The organism is Pantoea cypripedii, assembly GCF_011395035.1.
Classification (GTDB): Bacteria; Pseudomonadota; Gammaproteobacteria; order Enterobacterales; family Enterobacteriaceae; genus Pantoea; species Pantoea cypripedii_A.
On sequence record NZ_CP024768.1, the window covers coordinates 4,266,572 to 4,287,480 of the forward strand.

The window sequence follows — 20,909 nt, forward strand, 5'->3', positions numbered from 1 at the left end:
ACTAACATACAACATGGCGTCAGCAACGCGTTTTTTCGCTGCAAAACCCGGCAAAAAGATGCCGGAACAGGCGATAGGCCTCGTCTCAACCTTCTGAAACAAAAAAGCTGACGGCTATCAACGCTTTCACGCATGATAATCAGTAGAGTAATGCGCTCGCCAGAATGCGATGGCACCAGGATCAGAAGGACAATGATGTGATTATGGCTCAACCCCATCTTTTGGCAGAAAGAATTTCTCGCCTGAGCAACGCCTTAGAAAAAGGGTTGTATGAACGGCATCATGCGATCCGCCTCTGCCTGCTGGCTGCGCTGAGTGGCGAAAGCGTCTTTTTGCTGGGTCCGCCAGGCATCGCCAAAAGCCTGATTGCCCGCCGCCTGAAGTACGCTTTCCAGCATGCCCGCGCGTTTGAATACCTGATGACGCGTTTCTCCACTCCCGAAGAAGTTTTTGGTCCCCTTTCCATCCAGGCGTTAAAAGATGAAGGCCGCTATCAGCGCCTGACCAAAGGTTATCTGCCGGATGCCGAAATCGTCTTTCTTGATGAAATCTGGAAAGCGGGCCCGGCGATTCTCAATACTTTGCTCACCGCCATCAATGAACGCCGCTTCCGCAATGGCGACAGCGAAGAAAAAATTCCGATGCGCTTGCTGGTCACCGCCTCCAACGAACTGCCGGAAGCCGACAGTGGGCTGGAAGCCTTGTATGATCGCATGCTGATTCGCCTGTGGCTCGATAACGTGCACGAGAAACAGAACTTCCGCAGCATGCTGACCCACCAGCAGGATGAAAACGTTAATCCGGTGGCTGATTCACTGTGCATCACTGATGAAGAGTATCATCAGTGGCAGAAAGGCATCAGCCAGGTGAGCCTGCCAGACCATGTGTTTGAACTGATTTATCAGTTGCGTCAGCAACTGGAGAATCTGGCCGATGCGCCTTATATCTCCGATCGTCGCTGGAAAAAAGCCATTCATCTATTGCAGGCCAGCGCCTTCTACAGTGGTCGCGTGTCCATTGCCCCGCTGGATTTGATCCTGCTAAAAGATTGCCTGTGGCACGACGTGACCTCGATGAAGCTGCTGGATCGTGAAATCGATGCGCTGATGACGCAACACGCCTGGCAACAACAACCGATGCTGATGAAACTCCAGCAAATCAAAGCACGTCGGCTGGCGCTGCAACAGCAGCAAAGCGTGGCGCAGGCGCTGACACTGGAAAAACACAGCGGCATGTTTAGCCGTAAGCCCCATTACGAGTTACCCGCCACCCTCAGCGACGAACAGCTGACGCTGATGTTGCAACAGCCACTGATGCTGCATGACATGCAGGTCAGCCATGTGTTGATCAGCCGTGAAGCGCTGAATCAATGGCTACTGAAAGGCGGGGAAATCCGCGGCAAACTCAACGGCATCGGTTTTGCTCAGACCCTCGATCTGCTGGTGGATGCGCAACATTGCCTGACTTTACGTGACGTGAGCCTGCAGGCCACCCGTCTGACATTGCCCGGAGTCAGTACCAGCAATGAAATGCCGCAGGAAATCATTGATGAGTTTGATGCGCTGGATAACCAGCTGCGCGCTCAGCGCACCTTGTTCAGCCAGCATCAGCGCTGTCTGTTTATCAGCGACGACTGGCTGGCACGCATTGAAACCAGCCTGCAGGATGTGGCGGAACAGCTGAAACAGGCGCGTAAATGATCTCGCTGGAGGCGCTGAGCACGCTGCTGTCGATTGGCGAAACCGAGCTGATCGAAGAGTTAATTCTGGCTTTGCTCGCGTCGCCACAGCTGGCGATGTTTTTTGAGAAATTCCCCCGCCTGAAACAGGCGATGATGCGTGACCTGCCGCGCTGGCGTTCTGAAATCGCCGAACAGATGAAAAACACGGCAGTGCCAGAGGCGCTGGGGCAGGAGTTTCAGCTGTTCCAGCAGGCGCAATTGCTCACCCCGCATGAATTCAGCCAGCAGCTACCCGCCATCATGACGCAGCTGAAAAGCCTGCCGTCACCCTTTATTGAAGAAGCCAGCAAACTGCTGCTGCATACTGATAGCGACCAGCTGAGCAACGCGCAGCACACCCTGTTCCTGCAACGCTGGCGGCTTAGCCTGACGTTGCAAACCCTGACGCTGAACCAGCAATTGCTGGAACAGCAGCGCGAGCGCCTGATGGCGGAGCTGCAACAACGCATGGCGCTGAGCGGCCAGCTGGCTCCGATTCTCACCGATGATGATGAAGCCGCTGCCGGGCGCTTATGGGATATGAGCAAAGCGCCGTTGCAGCATGGTGATTATGAGTTGATCGTCCAGTACGGCGATTTTCTTGCTCAGCAGCCGGAACTGATGAAGCTGGCACAACAGTTGGGTCGCAGCCGTGAAGCAAAAGCAGTGCCGTCGCAGGATGCGCCGCTGGAAGAGTTTCACCAGCTGGTGCGCGAACCCGATAATGTGCCGGAAGAAGTCAGCGGCCTTCATCAGAGCGATGATGTACTGCGCCTGTTGCCGCCCGAACTGGCAACGCTGAGCATCAGTGAGCTGGAGCTGGAGTTTTATCGCCGCCTGGTAGAGAAGCGTCTGCTGACTTACCGCCTGCAAGGTGAAGCCTGGCATGAAAAAGTCACGCTGCGACCGGTCAGCCACCAGCAGCATGAAGAACAACCGCGTGGCCCCTTTATCGTCTGTGTCGATACCTCCGGTTCCATGGGCGGTTTTAATGAACGCTGTGCCAAAGCCTTTTGCCTGGCGCTGCTGAAAGTCGCGCTGGCAGATAAACGCCGTTGCTACATCATGCTGTTCGCCCATGAAGTGATCGGTTATGAACTGACCGCTGATAACGGCATCGAACAGGCGATACGTTTTCTCAGCCAGCGTTTTCGTGGCGGTACCGATCTGGCCGCCTGCCTGGCGGCAGTGGTGGCGCGGATGGAAGGCAGCCTGTGGCAGGAAGCCGATGCGGTGATCGTTTCCGATTTTATCGCTCAACGTTTACCGGAAGAGGTTGTTAACGCCGTCAAACAACGCCAGCGCCATAATCAGCAGCGTTTTCATGCGGTGGCGATGTCCGCGCATGGCAAACCCGGCATCCTGCGTATTTTCGATCATATCTGGCGCTTTGACACCGGACTGAAAAGCCGCCTGCTGCGCCGCTGGAAGCGTTAAGTCATCTGGCGGAAATGCTTATTTGCTATAGTGATAAGTTCTCACATTGAGCAAACTGGAGCACACCGTGACCATCGCCCTGCCAACACCAACCCGCACGCTGCGGCTCTCCGGCCAGAATTCAGAACAAAAACGCGCCGAGCTGCTGACCTACTTTCTGCAAACCTGGACGCTCTATGAAAGCCTGTTCGATTGCCTTGCCGACGAACGTGCATATTTCAATAAAGCGATTTCCCTGCGCCATCCGCTGATCTTCTATTTTGGCCATACCGCCACTTTCTACATTAATAAGCTGATGGCGGGTGGTTATCTCGATCAGCGCGTCGACGATCGTATTGAAGCGATGATGGCGATCGGCGTGGATGAAATGAGCTGGGACGATCTCGACGATAGCCATTATGCCTGGCCGACAGTGGCGGAAGTCCGCGACTATCGCGGCAAGGTTAAAAGCCTGGTCAGCGAATTGATCCAGACCATGCCGCTGGAATTACCTATCGACTGGGATAGTCCGGCATGGGTGATTTTGATGGGTATCGAACATGAGCGCATCCATCTGGAAACCTCCAGCGTGCTGATGCGCCAGCTGCCGATTGAATGGGTAAAACCACAGCCGCATTGGCCAGCATGTCCGCAGGCCCGACATGATCGTCGCAAGGTTCCGGCTAACGCATTGATTGCTATGCCCGGCGGCCGTGTGCAACAGGGCAAAACTGAAGATACCTACGGCTGGGATAACGAATATGGCAGCAAGACAACCGAGCTAAAACCGTTTAAAGCCAGCAGGATGCTGGTCAGCAATGCGGAATATTATGCCTTCGTTGCCGCAGGGGGCTACCAGCAACGACGCTGGTGGGATGACGAAGGCTGGGGCTGGCGCGAGTTTTCCAAAGCACGGATGCCCACCTTTTGGGTTGGTGATATTCAGCAACCCGATCAGCTAAAACTCCGTCTGATGACCGAAGAAGTGGCAATGCCGTGGGACTGGCCAGCAGAAGTCAATCAGCTGGAAGCGGCAGCGTTTTGCCGCTGGCTGGCAGAAGAAACCGGCAAAGCCATCCAGCTCCCCTGCGAAGCCGAGTGGATGCAGCTGCGTGAATTAGTCAGCGGCGATCAGCCGGACTGGCATGACGCGCCAGGCAACATCAATCTGGCGTACTGGGCGTCTTCCTGCCCGGTGGATCGCTTCAGTCAGGGCGAGTTTTTCGATATCGTCGGTAACGTCTGGCAATGGACCACCACGCCTATCAACGGCTTTGAGGGCTTTAAGGTACATCCCCTGTACGATGACTTCTCTACCCCCACCTTTGATGGCAAACATGCGTTGATCAAAGGCGGCAGCTGGATTTCTACCGGTAACGAAGCGCTGAAGTCTTCACGCTATGCCTTCCGTCGCCACTTCTTCCAGCACGCCGGTTTCCGTTATGTGGTGTCCTCACACGAGGAAACCATGGCACTGAACCCGTATGAAACCGACAGCATGGTGTCGCAGTATCTCGATTTCCAGTACGGGCCACGCTACTTCGGCGTACCTAATTATGCGGAAAACCTCGTCTCGCTGCTGTTGCCGCATTGTACCCAGCGCGGCCAGGCGCTGGATATCGGCTGTGCGACCGGCCGCGCCAGCTTTGAACTGGCGCGCCACTTCGGGCAGGTGGTCGGTATGGATTACTCGGCACGCTTTATTGATGTGGCGCTGCAACTGACCTCCGGTGAGGATTTCCGCTATGTGGTGCCGGAAGAGGGTGAGCTGGTGGAGTATCGCCAGGTGCGTCTGAAAGAGTTTGATCTTACGGATGAGCAGGCACAGCGTATTCAGTTCGTACAGGGCGATGCCTGTAACCTCAAGCCACAACCGGATCGTTACGATCTGGTGCTGGCATCCAATCTGCTGGATCGCCTGCGTCAACCGAAGCGCTTTCTCCAGGATGTCGCGCCGATGATTCGTTCTGGTGGCCTGCTGGTGTTGTCATCACCTTATACCTGGCTGGAAGATTTCACCCCGAAGGAAAACTGGCTGGGTGGCGTGCGGGAAAACGGTGAAGCACTGACGACATATCAGACGCTGCAACGTTTGCTGCGCGATGAATTCGAGGAGATAGCAACCCCGCAGGATGTGCCTTTCGTGATTCGCGAAACGGCGCGCAAGTTCCAGCACACGCTGGCGCAGGTCACCTTGTGGCGTAAGCGCTAAAAGCGTGCAGGCAGCGGCACCTCCGCTGTCTGCGCCTTGCCTGCTCCGCCATTTTGCTGCACATTCTCCTCTGTTCACTGAAGACAAGTTTAAGAGGGAAGGAAATGGCGGAACATGTGCAACTGGATAACCTGGATCGCGGCATTTTAAATGCCCTGCTGGAGAATGCGCGTACAGCCTACGCCGAGCTGGCCAAACAGTTCAATGTCAGTCCTGGCACGATTCACGTGCGCGTCGAGAAGATGCGTCAGGCTGGCATCATTCTCGGTACCAGGGTTGAGATCGATCCTCGCCAGTTGGGCTTTGACGTCTGTTGTTTCATTGGCATTATCCTGAAAAGTGCGCGCGACTATCCCGCAGCGCTAAGCAAGCTGGAGGCGCTGGACGAAGTGGTCGAAGCCTGGTACACCACCGGCCACTACAGCATCTTTATTAAAGTCATGTGCCGTTCAATTGATGCCCTGCAACAGGTGCTGATCAACAAGATCCAGACCATTGACGAAATTCAGTCCACTGAAACCCTGATCTCCCTGCAAAACCCGATCATGCGAACCATCAAGCCCTGATCCCTTCCTTTTATTGTGCACACACTTATCCCAGGCGGATCTCACCTGGGATGCAGCCTGGCAGCCCGTGCTTTTCGTTATTAACCCTGTTTTCCACAGGTGGATCACGGCTTAATCACAGCGTACAATGCTCGCCTTTGAGTTCCGGAGAGCATCATGGCCGATATTACGTTAATCACTGGCAGTACCCTTGGCAGCGCCGAATATGTCGCCGAACATCTGGAAGAAAAACTGCAGGATGCGGGCTTCTCTACCGCGGTGCTGCATGGACCGGAGCTGGATGAAGTGCCGCAGGAAGGTATCTGGCTGATTGTGACCTCAACGCACGGAGCGGGTGAGCTGCCTGATAACCTGCTGCCATTCTATGAAGCATTAAAAGAGACTCAACCGGATCTCTCAGCCGTTCGTTTTGGCGCAGTAGGCATTGGCAACCACGAATACGATCTGTTTTGTGGCGCGATCAGAACGCTGGAAGATCAACTGAACCAGCTGGGCGCTAAACGTATTGGCGATCGCCTGGAGATCGACGTGCTGGAGCATGAGATTCCGGAAGATCCGGCAGAAGTGTGGCTGGCAAGCTGGCAAACACAGTTATAAGACGATCCAGGCTGGTGGGGGATCGTGAAATCGAGGCGATCCCCAGAGTTTTCCGCTGTTTTATGCTTTTTATTTCCCGATCCCTTGTGGATAACACAGCCTAAATCATGCGTATAACCGGTAGTTATCCCAAGAATAACCGATGATGCTTTTCTGAGCTGTGGATAACCAGGCATTTTGATCTCAGCTTATACGGATCAGGATCACCGATCATTCACAGCAAATGATCCAGACCAGGATGCTGTTACTTAAGTGCTTTTTTAGGTTATCAACAGCGAACCGCGATCCTAATAAGAGATCTAACAGGAAGATCATCCAAAGAATAAAGATCCTTTCTTTTAAACCTCAGGATCCCGCGACTTTCACCGCAGACAGAATTTCAGTAGAATCCACCGCCCAGGGCAACGATCCCTGTCCGAACATTAACGAGGTACCACTTCATGTTTTATCCAGATCCTTTTGACGTCATCGTAATTGGTGGTGGTCATGCGGGCACAGAGGCCGCGATGGCAGCTGCCCGAATGGGTCAGCAAACCCTGTTACTCACCCATGACATTGATAAGCTGGGACAAATGTCCTGCAACCCGGCAATCGGTGGCATCGGCAAAGGACACCTGGTGAAGGAAGTGGATGCCCTCGGCGGTTTGATGGCAACGGCAATCGACAAAGCGGGTATCCAGTTTAGGATACTAAACGCGAGCAAAGGCCCGGCGGTGCGTGCTACCCGTGCCCAGGCTGACCGCGTGCTGTATCGTCAGGCAGTGCGTTCTGCACTGGAGAATCAGCCTAACCTGATGATCTTCCAACAGGCGGTTGACGATCTGATTGTGGAAAACGATCGTGTCGTCGGCGCTGTGACGCAGATGGGTCTGAAATTCCGTGCCAAAACCGTCGTGCTGACTGTCGGGACATTCCTCGACGGCAAAATTCATATCGGTATGGATAACTACAGCGGTGGTCGTGCAGGCGATCCGCCGTCGATCCCGTTGTCCAAACGCCTGCGTGCACTGCCGCTGCGCGTGGGTCGCCTGAAGACCGGTACTCCGCCGCGTATTGATGCGCGTACCATTGATTTCAGTCAGTTATCACCGCAGCACGGTGATAACCCGATGCCGGTGTTCTCATTTATGGGCAATATCGCGCAGCATCCACAGCAGGTGCCGTGCTGGATCACCCATACCAATGAACAAACTCACGATGTGATCCGCAACAACCTCGATCGTAGCCCGATGTATGCCGGGGTTATCGAAGGGATCGGACCCCGTTACTGCCCGTCGATCGAAGATAAAGTGATGCGCTTTGCCGATCGTAACTCGCATCAGATCTTCCTTGAACCGGAAGGGCTGACCAGCAACGAAATCTACCCGAACGGTATTTCCACCAGCCTGCCATTTGATGTGCAGATGCAAATCGTTCGTTCGATGAAAGGCCTGGAAAACGCGAAGATTGTGCGTCCGGGCTATGCCATCGAGTATGACTTTTTCGACCCACGTGACCTGAAACTGACACTGGAAAGCAAATATATCCAGGGTCTGTTCTTCGCGGGTCAGATCAACGGTACCACCGGCTACGAAGAAGCGGCGGCACAGGGTCTGCTGGCGGGTCTGAACGCCGCTCGTCAATCAGCCGATAAAGAAGGCTGGGCGCCACGTCGCGATCAGGCTTATATGGGTGTGCTGGTTGATGATCTGTGCACGCTGGGAACCAAAGAACCGTACCGTATGTTTACTTCACGCGCGGAATATCGTCTGATGCTGCGTGAAGACAACGCGGATTTGCGTCTGACGGAAACTGGTCGTGAGTTGGGTCTGGTGGATGATGCGCGTTGGGCGCGTTATAACCAGAAACTGGAAGCGATTGAGCAGGAACGTCAGCGTCTGCGCGATCTGTGGGTGCATCCAAAATCGGACAACGTGGCCGAAGTGAACAGCATCACCAGCTCGCCGCTGACCAAAGAAGCCAGTGGTGAAGATTTACTGCGTCGTCCGGAAATGACCTATGCGCTGCTGACCTCGCTGAACAGCTATGGTCCGGCACTGGCCGATGAACAGGCTGCGGAGCAGGTCGAAATCCAGGTGAAATACGAAGGTTACATTGCGCGTCAGCAGGAAGAAATTGATCGCCAGCAGCGCAATGAAAACACGTTGTTGCCTGCCACGCTTGATTACCGTCAGGTTTCTGGTCTGTCGAATGAAGTGATTGCGAAACTCAACGATCACAAACCTAGCTCGATTGGTCAGGCGTCACGCATTTCTGGTATCACACCCGCTGCGATCTCCATTTTGCTGATTTACCTGAAAAAACAGGGCCTGCTGCGTAAAAGCGCCTGATAGACCACGGGGCGGGCCTGCTCGCCCCCGTTAATGGAATTCTCGTCGTGATTAACAAACTCTCCGCGCTGCTGAAAGCGGCAAACATTTCTCTCTCCGATCAACAAAAACAACAGCTGGTTGGTTATGTTGAGTTGCTGCATAAATGGAATAAAGCCTACAACCTGACATCCGTGCGCGATCCGCAGCAAATGCTGGTACGTCATATTCTCGATAGCATCGTAGTAGAGCCGCATTTACAGGGTGATCGCTTCATTGATGTGGGAACCGGGCCGGGATTACCGGGTATTCCGCTGGCGATTGTGCGGCCACAGGCGCATTTCACGCTGTTGGATAGCCTCGGCAAACGGGTTCGTTTTCTCCGTCAGGTGCAACATGAGTTAGGGCTCACTAATGTTACGCCAGTGCAGAGCCGTGTTGAAGATTTCCCGGCAGAGCCGCCTTTTGATGGGGTGATCAGCCGTGCTTTCGCTTCGCTTGAGGATATGGTGAACTGGTGCCATCATCTGCCTTCGGCACAGGGACATTTCTATGCCCTGAAAGGGGTACGTCCGGATGATGAAATGACCACCTTACCAGCAGGTTTTGTGGTGCAAGAGGTTTATCCGTTGCAGGTACCTGAGCTGGATGGGGAACGTCATCTGGTGGTTATCGCCCGTCAATAGCCCTGAAAATGGTATGGATTAAGACCAATCTATACCATTTGAGTTACCTGATGGGGTGGATAAAAAAGCAGCAATCGAACGACAGGCGATAAAGAGATTTATTCAGCAGGGCAGGGGAAGCGAGTTAACATTCCTGGCGGAAATTATCCGAAAAGCTCTGTTACATTTAACGTTTAATTCACATTTCATTATCAGTTAGATCACTTCTCTGGGTGTATTTACGCGAAAGAATAGTCACGCCAGAAAATATAACTCTGCAATAAATCGGCGTGCGTAATATCAGTTTTGCGATTTTATTACGCTGTGAGATGTCAATAGAGTGTTTTTATCGTTAATCCAGCCGATGTGGCCTGATTATAATTTTATCTTTCTGATAACTGGACTTTTTTGTCCGATTCGAAATTGGTATTTATTTGTTCAAAACAAAATCACATCATGTCCATATGCTTATAATGTGATCTGAAGCACGCTTTAAAAGCAAGTGGCAGGCGCAATTTCACCTCATGAATCCATCATTCTCCGATGTGAATCTTTTGAGAAATAGCCCTCCGGAAAGAAATTTAAATAATTGTTCACCTTTTCGCTACTTAGCGATTGAAATCGCAGGTGCGGCCCGTATAATTTGCACGGCTTTTGCTGCTTGACTCAAATGAGTAAAGGCAGTCTTATACGACACGCGACATACCCCGTTCGGGGCAGGAGAGTTCAGCACCATGTCAGTGTCTCTTTACAGTGTAAAATTAGCCCGAACCGTGCTGCTTTTTCAGCTGGTGACATTTGTCGTAATCGGTGCGTTGTTTGCCCTGAAAGATGTTATCTGGGGTGCCTCCGCCATCGCGGGTGGGCTGGCAGCCTGGCTGCCGAATGTGTTGTTTATGTTTTTAGCCTGGCGCCTGCAGGGGCAAACACCGGCCAAAGGGCGTGTAGCCTGGAGCTTCGCCTTCGGTGAAGTGTTAAAGGTGTTCGCCACCATTATTTTTCTCATTGTGGCGTTGGGTGTGTTTGGGGCGGTCTTCTGGCCAGTCGCAATCACCTGGTTATCGGTGCTGGTGGTGCAGATCGTCGCACCGGCTGTAATTAACAACAAAGGGTAAGAGGCATCATGGCTGCAGGAGAAATCTCTACTCCGCAAGAATACATAGGTCACCACCTGAATAACCTTCAGCTGGACCTGCGTACTTTCGAGTTAGTGAATCCGCACGACGCTCCCGCGACGTTCTGGGTATTAAATATCGATTCCATGTTTTTCTCTCTGGTGCTGGGACTTATCTTCCTGGTGTTGTTCCGTAAAGTGGCAAAAAGCGCCACCAGCGGTGTGCCAGGGAAATTACAAGCGGCTATCGAATTGGTTGTCGGCTTCGTTGATAACAACGTGCGCGACATGTACCACGGTAAAAGCAAACTTATCGCCCCGCTGGCTCTGACGATTTTCGTCTGGGTCTTCCTGATGAACTTCATGGATCTGCTGCCTATCGACCTGCTGCCGTTTATCGGTGAGCACTATTTAGGCCTGCCGGCGCTGCGCGTCGTGCCGTCTGCGGACGTGAACATCACGCTGTCTATGGCGCTGGGCGTATTTATTTTGATTCTGTTCTACAGCATCAAAATGAAAGGTGTAGGTGGCTTCGCCAAAGAGCTGACGCTGCAGCCTTTTAATCACCCGATCTTCATCCCCATCAACCTGATTCTTGAAGGTGTTAGCCTGCTGTCCAAACCGGTTTCACTCGGTCTGCGACTGTTCGGCAACATGTATGCGGGTGAGCTGATCTTTATCCTGATTGCCGGTCTGCTGCCGTGGTGGTCGCAATGGGTGTTGAATGTGCCGTGGGCCATTTTCCACATCCTGATCATTTCGCTGCAGGCTTTCATTTTCATGGTCCTCACGATCGTCTATCTGTCGATGGCATCTGAAGAGCATTGATTTTTATCTCAACTACTTAGCTTTTAACTGAAACAAACTGGAGACTGTCATGGAAAACCTGAATATGGATCTGCTGTACATGGCTGCCGCTGTGATGATGGGCCTGGCGGCAATCGGTGCTGCGATCGGTATCGGCATCCTCGGTGGAAAATTCCTGGAAGGCGCTGCGCGTCAGCCGGACCTGATTCCTCTGCTGCGCACGCAGTTCTTTGTTGTAATGGGTCTGGTGGATGCAATCCCGATGATCGCTGTTGGTCTGGGTCTCTACGTGATGTTTGCTGTCGCCTAAGCCTGATAGCCTTTGTTTCTCATGACACCGGGTGTGGTGAGAAACGGATTCTGCCGCTTATCATTGATAACGGCAGAGCAAGTTAACTTAATAAGAGGCATTGTGCTGTGAACATTAATGCAACAATCCTCGGCCAGGCCATCGCGTTCATCCTGTTTGTCGCGTTCTGCATGAAGTACGTATGGCCGCCGATTATGGCTGCCATCGAAAAGCGCCAGAAAGAAATTGCTGATGGCCTTGCTTCTGCTGAACGCGCGAAGAAAGATTTGGATCTCGCGCAGGCCAATGCGACCGACCAGCTGAAAAAAGCTAAAGAAGAAGCCCAGGTCATTATCGAGCAGGCGAACAAACGCCGTGCCCAGATTCTGGACGAAGTGAAAACTGAAGCTGAGACTGAACGTAACCGCATCGTGGCGCAGGCGCAGGCAGAAATCGAAGCCGAGCGTTCACGTGTCCGCGAAGAGCTGCGTAAGCAAGTCGCGTTGCTGGCATTAGCTGGCGCCGAGAAGATCATCGAACGTTCCGTTGATGAAGCTGCTAACAGCGACATCGTTGATAAACTGGTCGCTGAACTGTAAGGAGGGAGGGGCTGATGTCTGAACTGATTACTGTAGCTCGCCCCTACGCCAAAGCAGCTTTTGACTTTGCTGTTGAGCATCAAAGTATCGAGCGCTGGCAAAACATGCTGGCGTTTGCCGCAGAAGTGGCTGGCAACGAACAGATGGCAGATCTCCTTTCCGGTGCCTTAGCACCGGAAGCCTTATCTGCTTCTTTCATCGCAGTCTGTGGTGATCAACTGGATGAATACGCTCAGAACCTGATTAAGGTGATGGCGGAAAACGGACGTTTGACAGCGCTTCCAGATGTACTGGAACAGTTCATTCAACTGCGTGACGCTCACGAAGCGACGGCCGAAGTTGATGTGATTTCTGCCAGTACGCTGAGCGACGGCCAGCTGACGAAAATCAGCGCCGCGATGGAAAAACGTCTGTCACGCAAAGTTAAGCTGAATTGCAAAATTGATAAGTCTGTAATGGCAGGCGTGGTCATCCGTGCGGGTGATCTGGTGATTGATGGCAGCGTTCGCGGCCGTCTTGAGCGTCTGGCAGACGCCTTGCAGTCTTAAGGGGACTGGAGCATATGCAACTGAATTCCACCGAAATCAGCGAACTGATCAAGCAGCGCATTGCTCAGTTCAATGTCGTGAGCGAAGCTCACAATGAAGGTACTATTGTTTCTGTAAGTGACGGTATCATCCGCGTACACGGCCTGGCCGATGTGATGCAGGGTGAGATGATTGCCCTGCCGGGTAACCGTTACGCTATCGCCCTGAACCTCGAGCGTGACTCTGTAGGTGCGGTGGTGATGGGTCCGTATGCTGACCTCGCCGAAGGCATGAAGGTTAAGTGTACTGGCCGTATTCTGGAAGTACCGGTTGGTCGTGGCCTGCTGGGTCGCGTTGTGAACACCCTGGGTGCTCCAATCGACGGTAAAGGCGCAATCGAAAACGACGGCTTCTCGCCGGTTGAAGTGATTGCTCCGGGCGTTATCGATCGTCAGTCTGTTGATGAGCCAGTTCAGACTGGTTACAAATCTGTCGATGCGATGATTCCAATCGGCCGTGGCCAGCGTGAGCTGATCATCGGTGACCGTCAGACCGGTAAAACTGCGATGGCCATCGACGCCATCATCAACCAGCGCGATTCAGGCATCAAATGCGTGTACGTTGCGATTGGTCAGAAAGCTTCTACCATCTCTAACGTGGTACGTAAGCTGGAAGAACACGGTGCACTGGCTAACACCATCGTGGTTGTGGCTTCTGCTTCTGAATCTGCTGCACTGCAATACCTGGCACCATATGCTGGTTGCGCAATGGGCGAATACTTCCGTGACCGTGGTGAAGATGCGCTGATCGTATACGATGACCTGTCTAAGCAGGCTGTTGCTTACCGTCAGATTTCTCTGCTGCTCCGTCGTCCGCCGGGTCGTGAAGCATTCCCTGGCGACGTGTTCTACCTCCACTCTCGTCTGCTGGAGCGTGCATCACGCGTTACCGCTGATTACGTTGAGCGTTTCACCAATGGTGAAGTGAAAGGTAAGACCGGTTCTCTGACTGCACTGCCGATCATCGAAACCCAGGCGGGTGACGTTTCTGCGTTCGTTCCGACCAACGTGATTTCAATCACCGATGGTCAGATCTTCCTGGAATCTAACCTGTTCAACTCCGGTATTCGTCCGGCAGTTAACCCGGGTATCTCGGTATCCCGTGTGGGTGGTGCAGCGCAGACCAAGATCATCAAGAAACTGTCCGGTGGTATCCGTACCGCTCTGGCACAGTATCGTGAACTGGCAGCGTTCTCTCAGTTCGCTTCTGATCTGGATGATGCAACCCGTAAACAGCTGAGCCACGGTCAGAAAGTGACCGAGCTGCTGAAACAGAAACAGTATGCGCCGATGTCTATCGCGCAGCAGGGTCTGGTGCTGTTTGCTGCAGAGCGTGGCTTCCTGAACGACGTTGAGCTGGCAAAAATTGGTAGCTTCGAAGCAGCGCTGCTGGCGTTTGCAGACCGCGATCACGCCGAGCTGATGGCTGAAATCAACCAGTCTGGTAACTTCAACAACGAAATCGAAGAGAAGCTGAAAGGCCTCCTCGAAACGTTCAAAGCAACCCAGTCCTGGTAATGTCTGGCGGCTTGTCTGAAAAGGCAGGCCGCAAGGCTTTGAGGAGAAGCTAATGGCCGGCGCAAAAGAAATACGATCCAAGATCGGAAGCGTGAAAAACACGCAGAAGATTACCAAAGCAATGGAAATGGTCGCCGCCTCCAAGATGCGTAAAACGCAGGAACGCATGGCGGCCAGTCGTCCGTATGCAGATACCATGCGCAAAGTGATTGGTCACCTTGCGTTAGGTAATCTGGAATACAAGCACCCTTACCTGGATGAGCGTGACGTTAAGCGCGTCGGCTACCTGGTCGTTTCGACTGACCGCGGGCTTTGTGGTGGTTTGAACATTAACCTGTTCAAAAAAGTGCTGGCAGAAATGAAAGCCTGGACTGATAAAGGCGTACAGAGCGATCTGGCGATTATCGGTTCCAAAGGGCTGGGTTTCTTCGGCTCTGTTGGTGGCAACATCGTGGCGCAGGTTACAGGCATGGGCGATAAGCCTTCACTGTCTGAATTGATCGGCCCGGTAAAAGTGATGTTGCAGGCTTATGATGAAGGCCGCATCGACAAGCTGTATGTCGTCAGCAACAAGTTTAATAACACCATGTCTCAGACTCCGACCATTACCCAACTGCTGCCGTTACCGCCAGCGGAAGGTGAAGAAGAGATGAAGGCGAAGACCTGGGATTACCTGTACGAACCCGATCCGAAAGCGCTGCTGGATACCCTGCTGCGTCGTTATGTCGAATCGCAGGTTTATCAGGGTGTGGTGGAAAACCTGGCCAGTGAGCAGGCCGCACGTATGGTGGCGATGAAAGCCGCAACCGATAACGGCGGAAATCTGATCAAAGAGCTGCAGTTGGTTTACAACAAAGCTCGTCAGGCCAGCATCACCCAGGAACTTACCGAGATCGTCTCGGGGGCCTCCGCGGTTTAACCAGGTTTGGAATTAGGTAGAGGATTCAAGATGGCAGCTGGAAAGATTGTCCAGATTATCGGCGCCGTAGTTGACGTCGAGTTCCCTCAGGATGCAGTACCGCAAGTGTACAGCGCCCTTGAGGTTAAGAATGGTGATGCTCGTCTGGTGCTGGAAGTTCAGCAGCAGCTGGGTGGTGGCGTGGTTCGTACCATCGCCATGGGTACTTCTGACGGCCTGAAGCGCGGTCTGGAAGTGACTGACCTGAAAAAACCGATCCAGGTACCGGTTGGTAAAGCAACCCTCGGCCGTATCATGAACGTGCTGGGCGAGCCGATCGACATGAAAGGCGACCTGAAAGAAGAAGACGGCAGCGCAGTAGAGGTTTCCTCTATTCACCGTGCAGCACCTTCTTATGAAGAGCAGTCTAACTCGCAGGAACTGCTGGAAACCGGCATCAAGGTTATCGACCTGATGTGTCCGTTCGCTAAGGGCGGTAAAGTCGGTCTGTTCGGTGGTGCGGGTGTAGGTAAAACCGTAAACATGATGGAGCTGATCCGTAACATCGCGGCTGAGCACTCAGGTTACTCGGTATTTGCCGGTGTGGGTGAGCGTACTCGTGAGGGTAACGACTTCTACCACGAAATGACTGACTCCAACGTTATCGATAAAGTAGCGCTGGTGTATGGCCAGATGAACGAGCCGCCGGGTAACCGTCTGCGCGTAGCACTGACCGGTCTGACCATGGCGGAAAAATTCCGTGATGAAGGCCGTGACGTACTGCTGTTCATCGACAACATCTATCGTTACACCCTGGCCGGTACAGAAGTTTCTGCACTGCTGGGTCGTATGCCTTCAGCGGTAGGTTATCAGCCGACTCTGGCTGAAGAGATGGGTGTGTTGCAGGAGCGTATTACCTCCACCAAGACCGGTTCAATCACTTCCGTACAGGCCGTTTACGTCCCTGCGGATGACTTGACTGACCCGTCTCCGGCGACCACCTTCGCCCACCTGGACTCAACCGTAACCCTGAGCCGTCAGATCGCCTCTCTGGGTATCTACCCGGCCGTTGACCCGCTGGATTCCACCAGCCGTCAGCTGGACCCGCTGGTTGTTGGTCAGGAGCACTACGATGTCGCGCGTGGCGTACAGTCACTGCTGCAACGTTACCAGGAACTGAAAGACATCATCGCCATCCTCGGTATGGACGAGCTGTCTGAAGACGACAAACTGCTGGTGGCACGTGCGCGTAAGATTCAGCGCTTCCTGTCTCAGCCGTTCTTCGTTGCTGAAGTGTTCACCGGTTCTCCAGGTAAGTACGTATCGCTGAAAGACACCATCCGTGGCTTCAAAGGCATCATGGAAGGTGAATTCGACCATCTGCCAGAGCAGGCTTTCTACATGGTTGGCGCGATCGACGAAGCCGTGGAAAAAGCGAAGAAACTGTAATTACGGTTTCCCGGGAGGAATGATATGGCTATGACTTATCACCTGGATGTGGTCAGCGCGGAGCAACAAATGTTCTCCGGTCTGGTGCAGAAGATCCAGGTGTCAGGTAGCGAAGGTGAACTGGGTATTTTCCCGGGTCACGCACCGCTCCTGACTGCCATCAAGCCTGGTATGATTCGCATCGTAAAACAGCACGGCGAAGAGGAGTATATCTACCTCTCTGGCGGCGTGCTGGAAGTACAGCCGGGTAGCACCACCGTTCTGGCCGACACCGCGATTCGCGGTGAAGACCTTGACGAGGCGCGCGCGCTGGAAGCGAAACGTAAAGCAGAAGAGCACATGAGCAGCAGCCACGGTGACGTGGACTACGCACAGGCCTCTGCTGAACTGGCGAAAGCTATCGCGAAACTGCGTGTTATCGAGCTGACCAAAAAAGCGATGTAATCAGGCTTTATGCGTCACGAAATGCCAGCCCTTTGGGCTGGCATTTTTTTTATCTGCGCACTTAGCCCGATAAATCGCGCCGCTACCAATGTGTGCGCTGACCGTAGCGGCGCAATTTATTGCGCAATGCCGCATCATGCGTGTAGCACCTTTCATCATCCCCCTAATTTCGATCCGAGAAAAATGTAGTAATCTCAGGGGTAAACCTTAAACTTTCGAAAGCTAAAACTGAGTCAGGATGGTTATGTCTACAACTGCGATGAGTGTGGTGATTCTTGCTGCTGGCAAGGGCACCCGTATGTATTCCGATCTCCCCAAAGTTCTGCATACCCTGGCAGGAAAATCGATGGTTCAGCATGTGATTGATGCCGCCACCGGGCTGGGCGCACAGCAAATCCATCTGGTGTATGGTCATGGCGGCGATCAACTCAAAGCTCAGCTTTCCGGGAACACCCTGAACTGGGTACTTCAGGCACAGCAGCTTGGCACCGGACACGCGATGCAGCAGGCGGCTCCTTTTTTCGCCGATGACGAAGATATTCTGATGTTGTACGGCGATGTCCCCCTGATCTCGCAGGAAACGTTGCAGCGCCTGCGCGCCGCTAAACCCGCGGGCGGCATCGGGCTGCTGACGGTGGTGCTCGACAATCCCACCGGTTATGGCCGCATCGTGCGTCAACATGACACCATCACCGGCATCGTGGAGCAAAAAGATGCCTCGGCAGAACAGCTGAAAATTCAGGAAATCAACACCGGCATCCTGGTTGCTAACGGCGGCGATCTCAAACGCTGGCTTTCTCAGCTGAACAGCAACAATGCTCAGGGCGAGTTTTATATCACCGACATCATTGCCATGGCGCATCAGGAAGGCCGTGTCGTGCAGGCAGTCCATCCAGCGCGCATCAGCGAAACCGACGGCGTGAACAATCGTCTGCAACTGGCTACGCTGGAACGTGCGTATCAGGCTGAACAGGCCGAAAGATTGTTGCTGGCTGGCGTCATGTTGCGCGACCCGGCGCGTTTTGATCTGCGTGGTACGTTGCAACACGGGCGCGATGTCGAAATCGATACCAATGTGATCATTGAAGGTAACGTGACGCTGGGCGATCGCGTGAAAATCGCAGCGGGTTGCATCATCAAAAACAGCGTGATTGCCGATGACTGTGAAATCAGCGCGTATTCGGTGATCGAAGATGCCAGTCTGGCGGCGGCTTGTACTGTCGGCCCGTTTGCCCGTCTGCGCCCCGGCAGTGAACTGGGTGAGAAGGCGCACGTCGGTAATTTTGTTGAAATGAAAAAAGCCAGCCTGGGTAAAGGATCGAAAGCCGGCCATCTCTCCTATCTGGGTGATGCGGAGATCGGCGAGGATGTGAATATCGGCGCGGGCACCATCACCTGTAATTACGATGGCGCCAACAAATCGAAAACCATCATTGGCGATAACGTGTTTGTTGGCTCCGACACTCAACTGGTTGCTCCGGTGACCGTGGCCAGTGGTGCGACTATCGCCGCAGGCACCACAGTGATGAAAGACGTCCCTGCCGCCGTTCTGGTTTATAACCGTAAAGAACAGAACCAGAAAGCAGGCTGGCAGCGTCCGGTGAAGAAAAAGTAATTTTTAATGGCCGGCAAAGACCGGCCTTATGCAGTACCTATAACTCTATCCCCACTCTCTACAAGGCTCGGGGAACCGGCAATGCCGGATATCAGGTCAGATGACAACGCAATGGCCGAAAGCCATGAAGTCAGGAAACTATTATGTGTGGAATTGTTGGTGCAGTAGCACAGCGCGACATTGCAGAGATTCTGCTGGAAGGTCTGCGTCGTCTCGAATATCGCGGTTACGATTCGGCTGGTCTGGCCGTCGTTGACCGTCAGGGCCATGTGACGCGTCTGCGTCGCCTCGGCAAAGTGCAGAAGCTGGCAGAGGCGGCGGAACAACAGCCGTTGATTGGTGGCACCGGTATCGCTCACACCCGCTGGGCAACGCATGGTGAACCCTCAGAAGCGAATGCGCATCCGCATATTTCTGAGCACATCATCATTGTGCATAACGGCATCATTGAGAACCATGAGCCACTGCGTGCACAACTGATTGAACGTGGCTACCAGTTTGCCTCAGAAACCGACACCGAAGTGGTGGCGCATCTGGTGCACTGGGAGCAGAAGCAGGGCGGTTCGCTGCGTGAAGTGGTATTGCGGGTGATCCCGCAATTGCGCGGTGCTTACGGCATGGTGATCATGGACAGCCGCGATCCGTCACTGCTGGTGGCTGCCCGTTCCGGTAGCCCGCTGGTAGTCGGTCGTGGTATGGGCGAAAACTTTATCGCTTCTGATCAGCTGGCATTGCTGCCGGTGACGCGTCGCTTCATCTATCTGGAAGAGGGCGATATCGCCGAGATCACCCGCCGTGAAGTGACAATTGTCGATCGCAGTGGCAAACCGGTTAATCGCGCAGAGATCGAATCCAACGTGCAGTACGATGCCGGTGACAAAGGTGTCTATCGTCATTACATGCAGAAAGAGATTTATGAACAGCCGATGGCAATCAAAAACACCTTAACCGGTCGTTTTAGCCACGGTGAAGTCGATCTCAGTGAACTTGGCCCGCAGGCAGAAGCCCTGCTGAGCAAAGTTGAGCATATCCAGATTATCGCCTGCGGGACGTCGTACAATTCCGGTATGGTGTCACGTTACTGGTTTGAGTCGCTGGCCAATATTCCCTGCGATGTCGAAATCGCTTCTGAATTTCGCTATCGCAAATCCGCCGTGCGTAAAAATAGCCTGCTGATTACGCTGTCGCAGTCGGGCGAAACTGCGGATACTCTGGCCGCACTGCGTCTGTCGAAAGAGCTGGGCTACCTCGGTTCGCTGGCGATTTGTAACGTCGCAGGTTCGTCGCTGGTGCGGGAATCCGATCTGGCGCTGATGACCAAAGCGGGCACCGAAATCGGTGTGGCTTCAACCAAAGCCTTTACCACTCAGCTTACGGTTCTGTTGATGCTGGTGGCGAAGCTGGGTCGCCTGCAGGGTATGTCTGCCGACACCGAGCACGAGATTGTGCACGCGTTACAGGCGCTGCCGAGCCGTATTGAGCAGATGCTGGCGCAGGACAAGGTTATCGAAAGTCTGGCGGAAGGTTTCTCTGATAAACACCACGCCCTGTTCCTTGGCCGTGGCGATCAGTACCCGATTGCGATGGAAGGGGCGCTGAAGCTCAAAGAGATCTCCTACATTCACGCTGAAGCCTATGCTGCTGGTGAACTGAAGCACGGTCCGCTGGCGTTGATTGATGCTGATATGCCGGTCATTGTGGTGGCACCGAACAATGAGTTACTGGAAAAGCTGAAGTCGAATATTGAAGAGGTGCGCGCGCGCGGTGGTCTGCTGTATGTGTTCGCCGATCAGGATGCGGGTTTCAGCGACAGCGAAGGCATGAAGATTATCTCGTTGCCGCATGTGGAAGAGGTGATTGCGCCCATCTTCTACACCGTACCGCTGCAACTTCTTTCGTACCACGTAGCGTTGATTAAAGGTACCGATGTTGATCAGCCACGTAACCTGGCGAAATCAGTTACCGTTGAATAATCAGTAAGAAAAGCGGGGCCTGTCAGGTCCCGCTTCATTTTTAAACGATGTCATAAAACTGTCATATTTCGTACATTTGACTGTAATCAAACTGTCCTATTTTCCCTCCAGCAGCAATCAATGACTCCTACT

General features: G+C 53.4%; 18 protein-coding genes. All 18 read left to right on the forward strand.

From position 1 onward, the window contains the following. Nucleotides 1-203 precede the first annotated feature (203 nt). The 18 genes from ravA (at nt 204) to glmS (ending at nt 20,777) form a co-directional block, all read left to right on the forward strand. Nucleotides 204-1,700, forward strand: a complete 1,497-nt coding sequence (gene ravA, locus CUN67_RS19970; RefSeq protein ID WP_208716971.1) for an ATPase RavA — start codon at nt 204-206, stop codon at nt 1,698-1,700. Continuing rightward, nucleotides 1,697-3,157: an ATPase RavA stimulator ViaA gene (viaA, locus tag CUN67_RS19975; protein ID WP_208716972.1), complete on the forward strand. Its 1,461-nt coding sequence runs from the start codon at nt 1,697-1,699 to the stop codon at nt 3,155-3,157. Before ravA ends, viaA begins: the two co-directional genes overlap by 4 nt. Before the next feature lie 46 nt (nt 3,158-3,203). Next, a complete protein-coding gene (gene ovoA, locus CUN67_RS19980; RefSeq protein ID WP_439332266.1) occupies nt 3,204-5,348 on the forward strand; it encodes a 5-histidylcysteine sulfoxide synthase in 2,145 nt (714 codons plus the stop codon). Nucleotides 5,349-5,452: 104 nt separating this feature from the next. Continuing rightward, nucleotides 5,453-5,914 carry a transcriptional regulator AsnC gene (asnC, locus tag CUN67_RS19985; protein WP_013511092.1) on the forward strand — a complete coding sequence of 154 codons (462 nt, stop codon included), beginning with the start codon at nt 5,453-5,455 and terminating at the stop codon, nt 5,912-5,914. Nucleotides 5,915-6,070: 156 nt separating this feature from the next. After that, nucleotides 6,071-6,511 (forward strand): FMN-binding protein MioC, encoded by a 441-nt coding sequence (gene mioC / locus CUN67_RS19990; protein ID WP_208716974.1) that lies wholly within the window; start codon nt 6,071-6,073, stop codon nt 6,509-6,511. A gap of 440 nt (nt 6,512-6,951) precedes the next feature. Further along, nucleotides 6,952-8,841, forward strand: a complete 1,890-nt coding sequence (gene mnmG / locus CUN67_RS19995; RefSeq protein WP_208716975.1) for a tRNA uridine-5-carboxymethylaminomethyl(34) synthesis enzyme MnmG — start codon at nt 6,952-6,954, stop codon at nt 8,839-8,841. Between the two features lie 47 nt (nt 8,842-8,888). Further along, a complete protein-coding gene (gene rsmG, locus CUN67_RS20000) occupies nt 8,889-9,506 on the forward strand; it encodes a 16S rRNA (guanine(527)-N(7))-methyltransferase RsmG (RefSeq protein ID WP_208716976.1) in 618 nt (205 codons plus the stop codon). 713 nt (nt 9,507-10,219) lie between these two features. Continuing rightward, nucleotides 10,220-10,600, forward strand: coding sequence for a F0F1 ATP synthase subunit I (atpI, locus tag CUN67_RS20005; protein ID WP_084878105.1), 381 nt, complete (start codon nt 10,220-10,222; stop codon nt 10,598-10,600). A gap of 8 nt (nt 10,601-10,608) precedes the next feature. Beyond that, nucleotides 10,609-11,427 carry a F0F1 ATP synthase subunit A gene (gene atpB / locus CUN67_RS20010; protein ID WP_013511097.1) on the forward strand — a complete coding sequence of 273 codons (819 nt, stop codon included), beginning with the start codon at nt 10,609-10,611 and terminating at the stop codon, nt 11,425-11,427. A 49-nt stretch (nt 11,428-11,476) separates the two neighbouring features. After that, nucleotides 11,477-11,716 carry a F0F1 ATP synthase subunit C gene (atpE, locus tag CUN67_RS20015; RefSeq protein WP_003849523.1) on the forward strand — a complete coding sequence of 80 codons (240 nt, stop codon included), beginning with the start codon at nt 11,477-11,479 and terminating at the stop codon, nt 11,714-11,716. 107 nt (nt 11,717-11,823) lie between these two features. After that, nucleotides 11,824-12,294 (forward strand): F0F1 ATP synthase subunit B, encoded by a 471-nt coding sequence (atpF, locus tag CUN67_RS20020; protein WP_084878108.1) that lies wholly within the window; start codon nt 11,824-11,826, stop codon nt 12,292-12,294. A gap of 14 nt (nt 12,295-12,308) precedes the next feature. Then, nucleotides 12,309-12,842: a F0F1 ATP synthase subunit delta gene (gene atpH / locus CUN67_RS20025; RefSeq protein ID WP_084878110.1), complete on the forward strand. Its 534-nt coding sequence runs from the start codon at nt 12,309-12,311 to the stop codon at nt 12,840-12,842. 14 nt (nt 12,843-12,856) lie between these two features. After that, nucleotides 12,857-14,398 (forward strand): F0F1 ATP synthase subunit alpha, encoded by a 1,542-nt coding sequence (gene atpA, locus CUN67_RS20030; protein WP_084878112.1) that lies wholly within the window; start codon nt 12,857-12,859, stop codon nt 14,396-14,398. A 52-nt stretch (nt 14,399-14,450) separates the two neighbouring features. Then, nucleotides 14,451-15,317, forward strand: a complete 867-nt coding sequence (atpG, locus tag CUN67_RS20035) for a F0F1 ATP synthase subunit gamma (protein ID WP_084878114.1) — start codon at nt 14,451-14,453, stop codon at nt 15,315-15,317. Nucleotides 15,318-15,347: 30 nt separating this feature from the next. Then, the gene (gene atpD / locus CUN67_RS20040) at nt 15,348-16,745 is read left to right on the forward strand and encodes a F0F1 ATP synthase subunit beta (protein WP_084878116.1); all 1,398 of its coding nucleotides are present in this window, start codon (nt 15,348-15,350) and stop codon (nt 16,743-16,745) included. A 24-nt stretch (nt 16,746-16,769) separates the two neighbouring features. Further along, the gene (locus tag CUN67_RS20045) at nt 16,770-17,189 is read left to right on the forward strand and encodes a F0F1 ATP synthase subunit epsilon (protein WP_208716977.1); all 420 of its coding nucleotides are present in this window, start codon (nt 16,770-16,772) and stop codon (nt 17,187-17,189) included. Nucleotides 17,190-17,433: 244 nt separating this feature from the next. After that, nucleotides 17,434-18,804, forward strand: a complete 1,371-nt coding sequence (glmU, locus tag CUN67_RS20050) for a bifunctional UDP-N-acetylglucosamine diphosphorylase/glucosamine-1-phosphate N-acetyltransferase GlmU (RefSeq protein WP_208716978.1) — start codon at nt 17,434-17,436, stop codon at nt 18,802-18,804. Between the two features lie 143 nt (nt 18,805-18,947). Further along, nucleotides 18,948-20,777, forward strand: coding sequence for a glutamine--fructose-6-phosphate transaminase (isomerizing) (glmS, locus tag CUN67_RS20055; protein WP_208716979.1), 1,830 nt, complete (start codon nt 18,948-18,950; stop codon nt 20,775-20,777). Nucleotides 20,778-20,909 lie beyond the last annotated feature (132 nt).